Below are 15,157 nucleotides of genomic sequence, written 5' to 3' on the forward strand. Positions count from 1 at the left end.
ATTAATAAGTTAGCGCCAAAATGGTTTTGAACTAAAATGGAAATAGATTACATAGAAAATATTGACGGACATGAGCAAAACATTCTTCGTTTGTTCAATTTTAACAAAGCAGAAGCAATATTATTTCGAGATTTATTAGTTGAAAATATTATTAATAAACAGCAAAAATTAGATGTATCTCAAGTAGAGTTTATTACAGCCATCAACTGTAATTTAATTTTTGGTTTGTTTAAATCTGATGAAGGAATTTTAACCAAAGACAATCATACTTTTTTTTGTATGCTAACCCTAGAAGGGTATAAAAAAATGGTGGCGCTTTTAGAACCTTTTTGCAAAAAAGAAACCAAAGGGTACCAATATTTATACGATTTAGACAACCCAATAGACTTATTATTTTCTCCATTTGCAAGTGCTATCTAAGATTTAAAAAAATAACATAAAATTTATGTGTAATTTTGTACACTAATTATGAGTATCATTTCTAAAGACATACAAAAAGCAATTACGCTGTTAACTAATGATGAGTTAGTAGCTATACCTACAGAAACTGTTTATGGTTTAGCAGGAAATATATTTAGCGAAAAAGCTATTCATAAGATATTTGCTACCAAAAAAAGACCCTTTTTTAACCCATTAATTGTTCATGTTGCTTCGGTAAATGCTTTGAAAGATATTGTTGCAGAAATACCAGAAAAAGCAATGCTATTGGCAGAAGCTTTTTGGCCAGGATCGATGACATTGGTCTTAAAAAAGAGCTCTAAAATTCCTGATTTAATTACCGCCTCTAAAGATACCGTTGCTGTTCGTGTACCCAATCATGTTGTAACTTTAGAATTATTAGAAAAATTACCATTCCCTTTGGCTGCACCTAGTGCTAACCCTTTTGGTAGCATTAGTCCTACAAAACCATTGCACGTAGAAAATTATTTTAAAGAGCATATTAAAATGGTTTTAGATGGCGGAAATTGTAAAAACGGAATAGAATCTACTATTATCGGTTTTGAAAATGACAACCCAATTATCTATAGATTGGGTGCTTTAGCAGTTGAAGATATTGAAGCGGTTGTGGGTAAAATTAGCATCAAAAATAAAGAAGAAAACAGCCCCGATGCACCTGGAATGTTAGCCAGACATTATGCACCTACCACTAAAACTATTTTAGTTACAGATGTTGCTGCAGAAGTAGAAAAAAACAAAGGTAAAAAAATTGGTATTCTTGTTTTTAAAGACAGTTTATCTAATGATGCTGTTACAGAAATTGTATTATCAAACAAAGGATTGCTAGAAGAAGCGGCCGCAAATTTATACGATGCCATGCATGCCTTAGATCATCAAAATCTTGAAGTTATTATTGCCGAAAAATTACCCAATTACGGGTTAGGTAAATCTATGAACGACAGGTTACAACGTGCTACTTTTAGCGTATAATTTTATCTATTTTAAAATTGAATTATTTTCAACCCTTTAAAAGTGACATTTCTAAAATTAAACTTCCCAAAAAGTTTACGTTTCCGTTCTATTACAAACCACATCCTATAGCTAAAATTGCTGCATCTGAACTGCAAGAATACTTAGAACATCAAAAAGATTTTACTCATAATTTCGGTTTAAATAGTGATGATACATCGCTAGCTGTAGGTAAAATGTTTGGCATTTTAGTGGTAAAAAAAAGTAATGGAGAACTCGGTTATATAACTGCTTTTTCTGGTAAATTAGCAGAAAACAACTTGCCAAAAAAGTTTGTGCCTCCGGTTTTTAACATGCGAACTGAAGGAAGTTTTTTCACAAAAGGAGAACAAGAAATAGATGCAATTAACAAGAAATTGTCTGCCATAAAAAAAAGCAAAGAATACATAGTTACTAAAAAAATAGTAACTAAAGCAATCAAAAATATAACAGACAATTTAACCTTAGAGAAAGAAAAGCTAAAACTCCGAAAAAAAGATAGAAAGGCAAGAAAAAAAATTGGTGATACTACTTTACAAGAAGTAGCGCTTATCAATTTAAAACAACAGCTTAGTCAAGAAAGTTTTAATGACCAGTTTTACTATAAAGAACTTTTAGAATACTGTGAAACTAAAATTGAAAATAAAAAGGCTGAATTAAATATTTTTGAGACAGAAATTGATCAATTAAAAAAACAAAGAGTAGCTATTTCAACTAATTTACAACAGACTCTTTTTGATAAATACGTTTTTTTAAATCAGAAAAAAGAATCAAAAAAATTATTAGAAATTTTTAATAAACCAGAAATTAAACCTCCAGCTGGTGCTGGTGAATGTGCTGCTCCAAAGTTATTACAACATGCTTTTTTAAATAATTTAACTCCGATTTGTATGGCAGAGTTTTGGTGGGGTGTATCGCCTAACGCTGCAATTAGAAAGCATAAAAACTATTATCCGGCTTGCCAAAGTAGGTGTAAACCTATTTTAAGTCATATGCTTAAAGGCATTGAAATGGACAGTAACTTATTAATTAAAAACTTAGGAGAACATTCTAAATTAAAAATAATTTATGAAGACAGTGATATTCTTGTAATCGATAAACCAACCGAGTTTTTATCGGTACCCGGTAAAGAGATTAAAGATTCTGTTTATACAAGAATTAAAGAGAAATATCCAAAAGCAACTGGGCCAATAATTGTACATCGATTAGACATGTCTACTTCGGGCATTTTAGTATTGTCTAAAACCAAAGAAGCTAATAAAATACTGCAGCAACAATTTATAAGTAGAACTGTAAAAAAACGATATGTTGCTTTATTAAACGGAGAATTATCTGATACAAACGGCACAATTAAATTACCTCTTCGAGTAGATTTAGAAGACAGACCAAGGCAATTGGTAGATTTTAAACATGGCAAAAATGCAGAAACAAACTGGGAAATTATTGATGTAAAAAATGGTAAAACAAAAGTTTATTTTTATCCAATAACTGGCCGAACGCATCAATTAAGAGTTCATGCAGCTCATAAGAATGGTTTAAATACGCCAATTGTTGGTGACGATCTGTATGGAACGAAAGAAAAAAGATTGCATTTACATGCCGAATTTATCGAGTTTTATCATCCTACAACAAAGCAAAAAATGGAGTTTAAAATAGAGGCTCCTTTTTAAAGAAACTTATTGTTTTAAAATTTCTAAAAACACAGATCGTTCAATTTCTCTTGCCCCCAAAGATGCTAAATGATCATTATACATCTGACAGTCTATTAGCCGATAATTTTTATTTTTTGCCAAATGAATAAAGGCTAATTTAGAGGTGTTTGATACTTTGCTAAACATACTTTCGCCACAAAAAATATTGTTAATTTCTAACCCATACAAGCCTCCAACAAGCTCATCATTAAACCAAACCTCAATAGATTTTGCGATTCCCTTTTTATGAAGATTTATATAAGCTTGCTCCATGTTATCTGTAATCCAAGTACCAAAACCATCTGCCCTGCTTATATTTTTACAATTATAAATTACTTCTTCGAAGGCTTTATTTTCTGTAATTATAAAATCTGCTGATTTTATAATTTTTCGCATCGATTTAGAAATTTTAATTTCGTCTTTAAACAAAACCATTCTTTTATGCGGACAATACCAAACTATGGGTTCGCCCTCTGAATACCATGGAAAAATACCGTTTTCGTATGCGTGTATCAATCTTTCTTCGGATAAATTACCGCCTAACGCAATAACACCATCTTCATTTACAGATTGATAGTTAGGAAAAGTAATTTCATTTGTTAACCAAATCATAATTTACGCTGCTTATTCAAACAAATTTACGGTTTTATAAAATATAGTTAATGTAGAATCTAAAAGGTATTTATCTAAAAATTGTTCTTATTTTTGTACTTTCAATTAAAAATATTGCTTCTTGGAAAAAAAAGAGAAAAAAAGAAAAAAAAGAACCGCTTTTATAGGTAAAAGACTCCATAATTATTATGGCAGAACTGGCTTTTATTTATTTGTCTGGGAAAGTGTTAAAAAAGCTTTTTTACCTATTCTTATTGCAGTAATAGCACTATTTCTTTTTAACAAGTATGTATATGACATAAATACTGGTTTAGAAACTATTACCGAAACTTTTTCTCGAATTGGGGTATTAACTACTTTTTTTATTTCGGAAACTCTATTGGGTCTCGTTCCTCCAGAAATTTTTATTGCTTGGACTAAAAAAACTGACAGCCCAATTTTAAACTTAACAATCTTAGCGACCCTTTCTTATATAGGAGGTTTACTAACTTATTTTATTGGTAAAACTGCTTTAAAAATTAAAGTAATTAAAGAATACTTAGAAGTTAAAATGGCCGACAACTTAAAAAACACCAGAAAATGGGGTGGTTTTTTAATTTTAGTAGGCGCATTGTTACCATTACCCTTTTCTATTGCATGCTTGGCCGCTGGTATGATTAAGTATCCGTTTAGAAATGTTGTCTTTTTTGGTTTATTTCGTTTTGCAAGATTTGCTGCGTATGCGTGGGCTATTTTTCAAGTAGTAGACTAACCCTTTTAGAATGTGTTTTCTTTTTTGTTGATATAAAAATTGCGTTAAAATAAGTACATTTGTAGCATGGGATTAACAAACAACGATATTTTAAAAAAATTACGTGTAGCACATAAATTACGCGATACCGATATTATAGACATTTGCGCTTTGGTAGACTTTAAAGTAAGTAAGGCAGAACTAGGTGCTTTATTTAGAAAAGAAGACCATGACAAGTATGTAGAATGTGGAGATCAAATTTTACGTAATTTCTTAAACGGATTGGTAATTCATCTACGAGGACCAATGCCTAAAAAAGGAGAAAAAAAGCTTTAGATACTTAGATTATAAAATAAAAAAGAGTTCAATTTTAAAATTGAACTCTTTTTTATTTCTATTGATTTTTACTTCTAAAAATCTTGTATTTGTTTTTTAGAATGGTAAATCATCTGGCTCTGCATCAGTTACATTTGATGCTGGCTGAAACTGATCTACAGGAGGTAAGTTTGAACTTGAAGTATTTCCTTGAGATAAGTTTTCGATTCTCCAACCTTGTATAGAATTAAAGTATTTAGCTTCTCCTTGTGGGTTTATCCACTCTCTACCTCTTAAATTAATTGCAACTTTTACGTCTTGACCAATAGCGTAATTGTTAAGTAAATCACATTTATCTTGTACAAATTCTATCATTATCATTTGCGGATATTGATCATCTGTTGTAACTACCAATTCTCTTTTTTGAAAACCATTTGCTCCAAATGTTTGTACGTCTCCAATTAATTTAATTTTCCCTATAACTTCCATAATAAAATCTTAACTATTTAATTAAAAGCACTTTCCAAGCACTTTCTACATCATTTTTACTTAAATACTCTTGGGCAAATGTATGTTTTTTTGTGGTTTCTAGCCCAATAAATTCTGCATGTTCTTTTGCAAAGTTATTAACACTTTCTTCAGTTGGTAACTGTGCAATATTACCTAACATTCCTAAATTATTACCTGTTAAAACACTACTATTTCTAATTGCCACAGGAATATTATCTACTCCAATACCAATACTTGAAAGCGGTTTTGGTATTTCAAAAAAACCATCTTTTGCTCTGGTATAATAACTGCCGCCTGCACGTGCTACCAAATCTATTTTATGCTGATCTATGTTTCCTTTATCATCTAAAACAGCTTCAGAAACATGCATTTTAACAACTTCGCAAACAATTAAATTTCCTGCTCCTGCTTGGTTGCCTGTAGCAATAATATCGGTTACTTTACACTCGAATTGCACAGGAGATTCTGCTACTCTAAATGGCGCCACTTTATCTGATGGTAACATTGTAAAACCAGCTTTGTCAAACTCATTTACCCCTTTTGCATATTCTGAAGAACTTAAAGACATTTGTTGTACAATGGCATAATTAACAACGTTAATTACTACTTCTTTTGTAGCAATCGCATTCTGTAAAGTATGTTTTGTGGTATTGTCTCTTACTCTTCTTGCTGGCGAAAAAATTAATACTGGCGGATTGGCACCAAATACATTAAAAAAACTAAACGGAGATAAATTTGGATTTCCATCTTTGTCAATTGTACTTGCAAAAGCTATTGGTCTTGGTGCAATAGCACCTAACAAATAACCATGAAATTGCTGAACAGAAAGCTCTTTTGGATCTAAAGTAAGCATGTAATTTTTCTTTTATTTAATTATGTAAAGATACTATCTAATCTTTAGATGAGTTATATAGTAGAAATCTTATATTTGTTTTGATGAACTTTTTTAAAAACAACCTCTTATTTAGAGCAATTGCCCTTTTCACATCCATTATTATTGTTTCATTAATCTTATGGAATACCTATACTTTTTTTCAGAAATTTAAAAATGAAGAACGCATTAAGATGGAAATCTTAGCCGCGGCTCAAAAAGAAATTGCGAGTAATACAGATTTAAATGCAAATGTAGATTTACCACTAAAGATTATTGAAAACAACAATAATATTCCGATGATTCTTGTAAATGAAAAAGGAACTATTGAATATTATCAAAATATTGATACTGTAGAGGCTAAAAAACCTGCTTACTTAGAAGGGCTATTAACATTAATGAAAGCAGAAAACGAACCGATAGAGGTTAGTTATAAAGGAAAAAATAAGCAGTTTATTTATTACAGAAACTCTAACTTACTAAACAAACTAACCTACTACCCGATTGCTTTAATATTAATTTTACTACTTTTTTTAACTGTAATTTACCTGTTTTTTAATGCAAATAAAATTGCCGAAACAAATAAACTTTGGACAGGCATGGCAAAAGAAACTGCACATCAGATTGGTACACCTTTATCGTCTCTTTTGGGTTGGATTGCTATTTTAAAAACAGAAAAGGTAAACGCTTCTTATGTTACAGAAATAGAAAAAGATGTACACAGATTAAATGCAATTGCCAACCGGTTTTCTAAAATAGGATCTGTACCTACGCTAAAAAAGGAAAATATTGTAACCACCACAAAACAAGTATTCGATTACATAGCTTCTAAAAGCTCTAAACAAATATCATTCTTTTTTAATGCCAAAGAAGATGAAATTTATGCGAACATTAATGGTGAATTATTTGGTTGGGTAATAGAGAATATTATTAAAAATGCCATTGATGCAATGTTAGGTAAAGGAACTTTGACGGTAGAAATTACTACCGGTTCTAAAAATGTAATAATAACAATTTCTGATTCTGGAAAAGGAATTTTAAAGAAGCAATACAAGCAAATTTTTAAACCGGGTTATACAACCAAAAAACGTGGTTGGGGTTTAGGATTGTCGCTTTCTAAACGCATCATCTCTAACTATCATAAAGGAAAAATAGCAGTTAAAAAATCTGAAATAAATAAAGGAACTACTTTTGAAATTCTTTTAAATAAAATATAAAAACGATACTAAAATAATGGTAATAAACCCTAAGAACCAGTTAGAATACCCTTACCATTTTTGAAATAAGTTAATATATTGATTATTTTAAAACAACGTATGAGAAAATTAAACCCATTATTATTTTTACTGATATTATTTAGTTGTTCGGTAACAAATTACCAAAAAAAAGGGACAGTAAACCCTAAAAACTTTAATTACGAAACAGCATTTACCACGCTTAAAACTGTTATTATATTTCCTGCAGAAATAGAGGGTAAATCCAAAAACTTTTATTTTGATACTGGCGCACAATATTCAATTATCCAAAGAGATACTCTAATTGGTTCTTTGGTAAACGTTAGTGGCGCATCTAAACGCAGTATAGAAGCAGGTAGTGAGATTGTGAAAATGTTTAAAATTGGAGATATTGAATTTACTAATACAGTTGCAATCAATACAGATATGGTTGGGTTAAAGGAAAAAATTTCAAATTTTGGAGGATTAATTGGCCAACCCATTATTGAAAAAGCTAATTGGTTAATCGACTATCCGAATAAGAAACTTAAAATTTCAAGCAAAAATTTAGCAGATGATAGTTTTCAGACAATCAAAATAAAAAGAAAAGGAGGTTCACCCTATACATATATTTCTATAAATGGGATTGAATATAAAGTTGTAATTGATTTTGGTTCTTCATCTGAATTTAGTTTACCAAAAGAATCTAAACTAGCAAAACAACTTTTACAACAATATACATTTGAAGCCAATGAAAGAGAGAGATATACAATTGGTGGAAGGCAAATTATTAAAGAAAAAGTAGGAATTTTACCTATGATAAAAATCGGGGATATAGAATTTAAAAATATTCAAACTAAAATTAACGAACAAAGTCAGCCTAGAATTGGAATTGGTTTCTTTAAAGATTATACTATCTATATTGATAATATTGAAAATAATTATAAAATTAAAAAAAGCGCAGAACAAACTGATTAAAAACAGCTATATATCACTGATAAAAATTATTTAAACTCAGAAGAAATTCTAGCTGCCAAGGCTATAAACTCGTCTTTTGTTAAAGCAACTTTATCTGTAAACTGAATATCTTTCATGTTGTTTAAAGGTACTAAATGAACATGAACATGAGGTACTTCTAAACCAATTACACTTAACCCAACTCGTTTACAAGCAACCGATTTTTCTAATGCTTTAGCAACCCTGTAAGAAAAATCCATTAAATTGTGATATGCCTCTTTTTCTAAATCGAAAACTTTATTAACTTCCTTCTTTGGCACTACAAGTGTATGCCCTTTTGCATTAGGATTGATATCTAAAAAAGCAATATGATGTTGATCTTCTGCAACTTTATAACACGGAATTTCACCTTCTATAATTTTTGTAAATACACTCATTATTAATGGTTTAGTTGTAATTTAATATCTTTTAAAGTGTGTAAAATTGATAGTTATCTGCAAACACGTTTAGCCCAGATAGAACGGCCTGTTTAAGCTCTTGCGCCTTTTTGCGCAAAGCGAGTAGTGAAAGCTGGAAATAGCTTCTAAAAAAATTAATCTCTAGAGATATTTACAACTTCAAATTTCATAATACCGTTAGGAACTTGAATTTCTGCAATTTCACCTACTTTTTTACCTAATAAGCCTTTCCCTATCGGAGAATTTACCGATAATTTACCGTTTCTTACATCTGTTTCAGAATCGGCAACTAAAGTGTAAGAAAACTCCATACCATTGCTAATATTTTTAATTTTAACAATAGAGTGTATTAATATTTTAGAGGTATCTAGTTGAGATTCGTCTATAATTCTTGCGTTTGCAACTACATTTTTAAGCTTGGCAATCTTAAATTCTAAATGAGATTGTTCTTCTTTTGCAGCATGATACTCTGCATTTTCACTTAAATCTCCTTTATCTCTAGCATCTGCTATTTCTTGCGTAACTCTTGGGCGCTCTACTTGCTCTAACTGAACCAGTTCGTCTTTTAATTTCTTTAGCCCTTCTGGTGAATAATATGATATATCGCTCATTATATTTTTTATAATTGTTTTTTCTGATAACAATGTGCCTCAAAAAAAATAGTGTTTTGTTTAAATTTTGATACTTAATTCATTTAAAAAATCTCATTACGTATTAAGTAATGAGATATTAACAAATGTACAAAATATTTGTAAATTGCAATCGTTGTTTAAATAACGAAGTGTATGAAAATGAAAAGAATACTAATTATTTGTGGGTTATTTACAATTATGGGTTGCACCAACAATGAAAATTTGAATAACTGCATACAATCGCTCCCTTTAAATATTACTACAGACTTAAACAATCCTCAATTAATAAATGTTTTGGTGCCGGGTGGATATGTTTCACTTTCTGGCGGATCTAAAGGTATTTTATTAATGAATGTTAACGGAGATGATTTTGTTGCTTATGACAAGCTTTGTCCGGCAGCGGATTGCAATACACCCATGGTTTTTGAAAGAGGTATTGTATTAAAATGTACTTGTGATGATAGCGAATATGGAGTTGGTAGAGGTATTGGTGGCGCACCACAAACAGAGGGTTTTGTATGCCCAGCAATAGAGTATAATGTTACAAAAAGAGGCACTTCACTTCAAATCACTAATTTTTAATAGCATACAAAATTTAAGTTGCTTATTTTTGCCTAAACACAACTTATTTAACGTGAAAAACTATTTTTCTTCAAATTTTAAACTTGGTATTCTTGGCGGTGGTCAACTTGGGAGAATGCTGTTAACAGAAACTCAAAAATTAGACATCTATACGGCTGTCTTAGATAATAATAAAAATGCTCCTTGTGCTGCTATTTGCAACACTTTTGTTGTTGGTGATTTATTAGATTTTGAAGCCGTTTACAACTTTGGTAAAACAGTAGATGTACTTACCATAGAAATAGAAAATGTAAATTTAGATGCTTTAGACAAATTAGAAAGTGAAGGACTTACCATTTACCCTAAGCCAAAAGATTTACGCATTATACAGAGTAAAGCAAGCCAGAAAAATTTTTATATCGAACATCAAATACCAACAGCTCCATTTTCTCATTATGGGTATTTAGAAGAGTTAATTCATTCTTTAGAAAACAACATTATTAGCTTTCCTTTTGTTTGGAAAGCGGCAAGATTTGGCTACGATGGTAACGGCGTAAAAATTGTTAGAAATAGTGAAGATTTGCAAAGTTTGCCAAATGTAGAATGTATTGCAGAAAAATTAATCCCTTTTAAAAACGAGTTGGCTGTAATTGTTGCCAGAAATACAAACGGACAAACAAAAACCTATCCTGTTGTAGAGATGGAATTTCATCCGGAAGCCAACCAAGTAGAGTATGTTATTTGCCCTGCAAGAATAGATGCTAAAATTGCAAAACAAGCAAGAGAACTTGCACTAAAAGTTGTAAATGATTTAGATTTTATTGGGTTATTAGCTGTAGAAATGTTTTTAACAGAAGATGATAAAATACTAGTAAATGAAGTAGCGCCAAGGCCACATAATTCTGGACATTATTCTATAGAAGCTAGCTATACCAATCAGTTTGAACAACATTTAAGAAGTATTTTAAATATTCCTTTAGGTAGCACAGAAAGTACTGTTGCAGGTATTATGGTAAACTTAGTTGGTGAAGAAGGTTTTTCTGGCGATGTAATCTATGAAAATATTGAAGAAATTTTAAAAATTGATGGAGTAACGCCTCACATTTATGGTAAAAAAGAAACACGTCCTTTTCGTAAAATGGGACATGTAACTATTGTAAATAAAGACATAGAAGTTGCAAGAATAATTGCACAAAAAGTAAAAGAAACAATTAGAGTGATTACTGCGTAATTTCTTTAAAGCTGAACTAGATTCGGCTTCTAACAACCAATAAACAGATTCTGAAACAAATTTAGAACAAATACAAAATTATGGTAGGAATAATAATGGGAAGCGATTCAGATCTTCCAATCATGCAAGAAGCAATTGATATTTTAGAAAGTTTTGACATTCAAATTGAAGTAGACATTGTTTCTGCACACAGAACACCAGAAAAATTAGTTGACTATTCTAAAAATGCTCACAAACGCGGCGTAAAAGTGATTATCGCTGGCGCTGGTGGTGCTGCTCATTTACCAGGAATGGTGGCTTCTATGAGTCCGTTACCAATTATTGGAGTTCCTGTAAAAAGTAGAAATTCTATTGATGGCTGGGATTCTGTTCTTTCTATTTTACAAATGCCAGGCGGGGTTCCAGTGGCTACTGTTGCACTTGATGGCGCTAAAAATGCAGGAATTTTAGCAGCCCAAATTATTGGTGCTTCAGACAAGTGTGTTTTAGACAAAATTATTACATACAAAGAAGGCTTAAAATTAAAAGTTGAACAAGCTTCTGAACGCGTAAGAAAATAATTTTTGCCTTCTCGAGCGCAGTCGAGAGAAACTCTTTAGATTTCGACTGCGCTCGATCTGAAAACAATAAAAAATATGAATCCACTTTTACAAGATTTTAATACAGCACCTTTTTCTAAAATTAAGAATGCAGATTACAAACCTGCGATTCTAAAAGCAATTGAAATTGCCAAAGAAGAAATTACTGCAATCATTTCAAATCCAGAAACTCCAACTTTTAAAAACACCACAGTTGCTTTAGATTTTACTGGTGAAAAAATGGGACGTATCAATAGTATTTTCTTCAACTTAAATGCTGCTGAAACCAATGAAGAAATGCAAAAAATTGCACAAGAAGTTTCGCCTTGGTTAAGTGAATTTAAGAATGATATGATTTTAAACGAAGCCTTATTTAAAAGAGTAAAGGCTGTTTATAATCTAAGAGAAACGCTAACATTATCTTTAGAAGAAAGCATGTTGCTAGAAAAGCAGTACAAGGGTTTTGCTAGAAACGGTGCCAATTTAAATGAAGAAGACAAATTAAAATTACGTAAAATAGACACAGAACTTTCTAAACTTTCGTTACAATTTGGCGAAAATGTATTGGCAGAAACCAATGCTTTTGAAATGCATTTAACCAATGAAAGTGATGTTGCTGGTTTGCCAGATTCTGCTAAAGAAGCAGCAAAACAAGTTGCAAAAGAAAAAAATAAAGAAGGGTATATTTTTACATTAGATTACCCAAGCTACATTCCGTTTTTAACCTATGCAGACAACAGAGAGTTGCGTAAAAAAATGGCAATTGCTGCTGGAAAAAAAGCATTTCAAGACACAAAGTTTAACAACGAGCAAGTTGTTTTAGAGATTGTGAATCTACGTCATCAAAGAGCCAATTTACTGGGTTATAAAACACATGCTCATTTTGTGTTAGAAGAACGCATGGCAGAAACTCCAGAAAAAGTAATTTCGTTTTCAAATGATCTATTAGCAAAGGCTAAACCTGCTGCTATAAAAGAGTTTAACGAACTAGAAGCATATGCAAAAAAGCTAGACAATATTGATCAATTGCAAAAATGGGACGGTGCGTATTACGCAGAAAAGCTAAAGAAAGAACGTTTTAACTTAGATCAAGAAATTCTAAAACCTTATTTTAAGTTAGAAAATGTTATTCAGGGTGTTTTTACCATCGCAACAAAATTATACGATTTACAATTTGAAGAAATTGCTACAATTGAAAAATACCACGAAGATGTAAAAACATACAACGTTACCGATACAAATGGCAAGTTTATTGCTGTTTTTTATGCTGATTTTCATCCAAGGAAAGGAAAAAGAAATGGTGCTTGGATGACCAGCTACAAACCACAACAAATAAAAGACGGAACCAACGAGAGACCACATGTTTCTATTGTATGTAATTTTACAAAACCAACCGAAACAAAACCATCTTTACTAACCTTTAACGAGGTTACCACCTTGTTTCATGAGTTTGGGCATGCGCTACACGGAATGTTAGCCAACACAACTTACAACAGTTTGTCTGGCACTTCTGTTTCTTGGGATTTTGTAGAATTACCAAGTCAGGTTTTAGAGAATTGGTGTTACGAAAAAGAAGCATTAGAATTGTTTGCAAAACATTATGAAACTGGCGAAGTTATTCCGATGGAATATGTTGAAAAAATTAAAGAATCTGCTAGTTTTCATGAAGGCATGCAAACGCTACGTCAACTAAGTTTTGGCTTGTTAGACATGCAATGGCACGGGCAAGATCCATCAGAAATAAAATCTGTAAAAGAATTTGAAAACAAGGCTTTTGCTGAAACTAAACTATACCCAGATGTAGCAGAAAACTGTATGAGTACAGCTTTTTCTCACATTTTTCAGGGAGGCTATTCTGCTGGATATTATTCTTATAAATGGGCAGAAGTTTTAGATGCAGATGCTTTTGAATATTTCTTAGAAAAAGGAATTTTTAACAAAGAAGTTGCCACAAAATTTAAAGAAAATGTATTGTCTAAAGGCGGAACGCAAAAACCTATGGAATTGTACAAGCGTTTTAGAGGACAAGAGCCAAAACCAGATGCATTATTAAAACGCGCGGGGTTACTCTAATAGTAAAAAACGAGGTATTAAAACGAACTTTTGAATTTAAAATTAAACGTATGAAAAATAAATTATTACTCATTATTTTTCTTATAATTCATTGCAGTTTTTTTGCCCAAGTACGTGTTTTTGGAACTGTAAAAACAACAAGTAATGTTCCGTTAGAAGGTGCAGCGGTGTATTTTAACAATACAATGATAGGAACAACAACCAATGCAGAAGGAAAATTCTCATTAATTGTTACAGAAAAGAAACAGCAGTTAATTGTCTCTTTTTTAGGTTATACCACCACCACTTATACGTTAGAAGCAAAAAACCACAAACAGAAACTTCTTTTTATTCTTGAAGAAGAAGAAAATATGTTAGATGAAATTGTCATTCAAAAAACGAAGTACAATCAATATTGGAAACATAATCTAGAAACTTTTAAAAGAGAGTTTATAGGGTTGACGACTCTTTCTAAAACATGTAAAATTTTAAACCCAAAAGTACTGCATTTTAATTATGATGCCTCTAAAAATATATTGACGGCAACAGCCAGAGAACCGCTTAAAATTGAACACAAAGGCTTGGGATATTTAATAATTTACGACCTTGTTAGTTTTATAAGAGAAGGCAACTATGTATCTTATCTTGGATATACACAATACAGAAAATTAAAAGGAAATAAAAGAACAGAAAAACGCTGGCAAGAGAACAGACTACTAACCTACAATGGCTCTCCTTTTCATTTTTACAAAGCAGCTATAAATCATCAGCTAAAAGAAGAAGGATTTAATGTAGCGCTTTTTAAAAGAGTTTTTAATAAAAATAGACCCTCTGAAAAAGACATACGAGCAGCAAGAAGTTTGATAAGAAGTCATAGAAAAAACAACCAAACAGAAAAGGTTTTAAAAATTTCATCAAAAGAAATTGATACTGCTTATGCAATCTTAAAAAAAGCAAAATTACCCAAGTTTAAAGACTTTGCCTACCAACAAAATAGTACACACGATTCTATTATCAGTCTAAAAAATAACAGTATTTACTTAGATTTTAAAGATAATTTAAGCGTTGTATATAATAGAGAAAAAGAAGAAAAAGGGTATCTTTTAAGAACTCCTTTTAGCAAAAGAAAAGATGCTAACTTTCAACATTCTTATATAATACCCTCTACACTACCGAGTCAATTGAGTGAAAAAGGAATTTTAGTAAATCCGTTAGATGTGATTTATGAGGGTTATTGGTCTTTCGAAAAGTTTGCCAATTCGCTGCCATTAGACTACAGCCCAAACAAATAACATAAAT

The 15,157-nt window shown here is 31.1% G+C and carries 17 protein-coding genes; 12 read left to right on the forward strand and 5 right to left on the reverse strand.

Features of this window, described 5'->3' with window-relative positions; all coding sequences use genetic code 11:
* The first annotated feature begins 36 nt into the window (after positions 1-36).
* Genes Q0678_RS03595 through Q0678_RS03605 form a run of 3 tightly spaced genes read left to right on the forward strand, consistent with a single transcriptional unit; the run spans position 37 to position 3,116 of the window.
* Positions 37-420, forward strand: coding sequence for a hypothetical protein (locus Q0678_RS03595; protein ID WP_299054027.1), 384 nt, complete (start codon positions 37-39; stop codon positions 418-420).
* A gap of 48 nt (positions 421-468) precedes the next feature.
* Positions 469-1,428 (forward strand): L-threonylcarbamoyladenylate synthase, encoded by a 960-nt coding sequence (locus Q0678_RS03600; protein WP_299054030.1) that lies wholly within the window; start codon positions 469-471, stop codon positions 1,426-1,428.
* A gap of 17 nt (positions 1,429-1,445) precedes the next feature.
* Complete coding sequence (locus tag Q0678_RS03605; protein ID WP_299054032.1) at positions 1,446-3,116, forward strand: RluA family pseudouridine synthase; 1,671 nt, start codon at positions 1,446-1,448, stop codon at positions 3,114-3,116.
* Positions 3,117-3,122: 6 nt separating this feature from the next.
* On the opposite strand, the gene aat is transcribed toward Q0678_RS03605, so the two are convergent.
* Positions 3,123-3,749 carry a leucyl/phenylalanyl-tRNA--protein transferase gene (gene aat / locus Q0678_RS03610; protein ID WP_299054035.1) on the reverse strand — a complete coding sequence of 209 codons (627 nt, stop codon included), beginning with the start codon at positions 3,747-3,749 and terminating at the stop codon, positions 3,123-3,125.
* 121 nt (positions 3,750-3,870) lie between these two features.
* Between aat and Q0678_RS03615 the strand changes: the two genes are divergently transcribed.
* Positions 3,871-4,500, forward strand: a complete 630-nt coding sequence (locus Q0678_RS03615; protein ID WP_299054038.1) for a VTT domain-containing protein — start codon at positions 3,871-3,873, stop codon at positions 4,498-4,500.
* 66 nt (positions 4,501-4,566) lie between these two features.
* The gene (locus Q0678_RS03620) at positions 4,567-4,815 is read left to right on the forward strand and encodes a DUF1456 family protein (RefSeq protein WP_299054041.1); all 249 of its coding nucleotides are present in this window, start codon (positions 4,567-4,569) and stop codon (positions 4,813-4,815) included.
* 96 nt (positions 4,816-4,911) lie between these two features.
* Here Q0678_RS03620 and Q0678_RS03625 read toward each other — a convergent pair whose 3' ends face one another.
* Together Q0678_RS03625 and Q0678_RS03630 are read right to left on the reverse strand one after the other, a co-directional pair.
* Positions 4,912-5,283 (reverse strand): DUF3127 domain-containing protein, encoded by a 372-nt coding sequence (locus Q0678_RS03625; protein ID WP_299054044.1) that lies wholly within the window; start codon positions 5,281-5,283, stop codon positions 4,912-4,914.
* A gap of 13 nt (positions 5,284-5,296) precedes the next feature.
* Entirely contained in the window at positions 5,297-6,157 is an 861-nt protein-coding gene (locus Q0678_RS03630; protein WP_299054047.1) for a flavin reductase family protein, read from the reverse strand.
* A gap of 83 nt (positions 6,158-6,240) precedes the next feature.
* Here Q0678_RS03630 and Q0678_RS03635 point away from each other — a divergent pair, with 83 nt between their 5' ends.
* Together Q0678_RS03635 and Q0678_RS03640 are read left to right on the forward strand one after the other, a co-directional pair.
* On the forward strand, positions 6,241-7,392 hold the full coding sequence (locus Q0678_RS03635) for a HAMP domain-containing sensor histidine kinase (protein WP_299054050.1): 1,152 nt from the start codon (positions 6,241-6,243) through the stop codon (positions 7,390-7,392).
* Between the two features lie 99 nt (positions 7,393-7,491).
* Entirely contained in the window at positions 7,492-8,367 is an 876-nt protein-coding gene (locus Q0678_RS03640) for a hypothetical protein (RefSeq protein ID WP_299054053.1), read from the forward strand.
* Positions 8,368-8,393: 26 nt separating this feature from the next.
* Here Q0678_RS03640 and Q0678_RS03645 read toward each other — a convergent pair whose 3' ends face one another.
* On the reverse strand, positions 8,394-8,783 hold the full coding sequence (locus tag Q0678_RS03645; protein ID WP_299054056.1) for an HIT family protein: 390 nt from the start codon (positions 8,781-8,783) through the stop codon (positions 8,394-8,396).
* Between the two features lie 155 nt (positions 8,784-8,938).
* A complete protein-coding gene (greA, locus tag Q0678_RS03650; protein ID WP_299054059.1) occupies positions 8,939-9,415 on the reverse strand; it encodes a transcription elongation factor GreA in 477 nt (158 codons plus the stop codon).
* Between the two features lie 180 nt (positions 9,416-9,595).
* Between greA and Q0678_RS03655 the strand changes: the two genes are divergently transcribed.
* The 5 genes from Q0678_RS03655 (at position 9,596) to Q0678_RS03675 (ending at position 15,150) form a co-directional block, all read left to right on the forward strand.
* Positions 9,596-10,018, forward strand: a complete 423-nt coding sequence (locus tag Q0678_RS03655) for a phosphoribosylaminoimidazole carboxylase (RefSeq protein WP_299054062.1) — start codon at positions 9,596-9,598, stop codon at positions 10,016-10,018.
* A gap of 52 nt (positions 10,019-10,070) precedes the next feature.
* A complete protein-coding gene (locus Q0678_RS03660; RefSeq protein WP_299054065.1) occupies positions 10,071-11,228 on the forward strand; it encodes a 5-(carboxyamino)imidazole ribonucleotide synthase in 1,158 nt (385 codons plus the stop codon).
* An 80-nt stretch (positions 11,229-11,308) separates the two neighbouring features.
* The gene (purE, locus tag Q0678_RS03665) at positions 11,309-11,788 is read left to right on the forward strand and encodes a 5-(carboxyamino)imidazole ribonucleotide mutase (protein ID WP_299054068.1); all 480 of its coding nucleotides are present in this window, start codon (positions 11,309-11,311) and stop codon (positions 11,786-11,788) included.
* A gap of 75 nt (positions 11,789-11,863) precedes the next feature.
* Positions 11,864-13,879 (forward strand): M3 family metallopeptidase, encoded by a 2,016-nt coding sequence (locus Q0678_RS03670; protein ID WP_299054071.1) that lies wholly within the window; start codon positions 11,864-11,866, stop codon positions 13,877-13,879.
* Positions 13,880-13,929: 50 nt separating this feature from the next.
* Positions 13,930-15,150 carry a carboxypeptidase-like regulatory domain-containing protein gene (locus Q0678_RS03675; protein WP_299054074.1) on the forward strand — a complete coding sequence of 407 codons (1,221 nt, stop codon included), beginning with the start codon at positions 13,930-13,932 and terminating at the stop codon, positions 15,148-15,150.
* Positions 15,151-15,157: the final 7 nt, after the last annotated feature.

Source organism: uncultured Polaribacter sp. (assembly GCF_947497125.1).
Classification (GTDB): Bacteria; Bacteroidota; Bacteroidia; order Flavobacteriales; family Flavobacteriaceae; genus Polaribacter.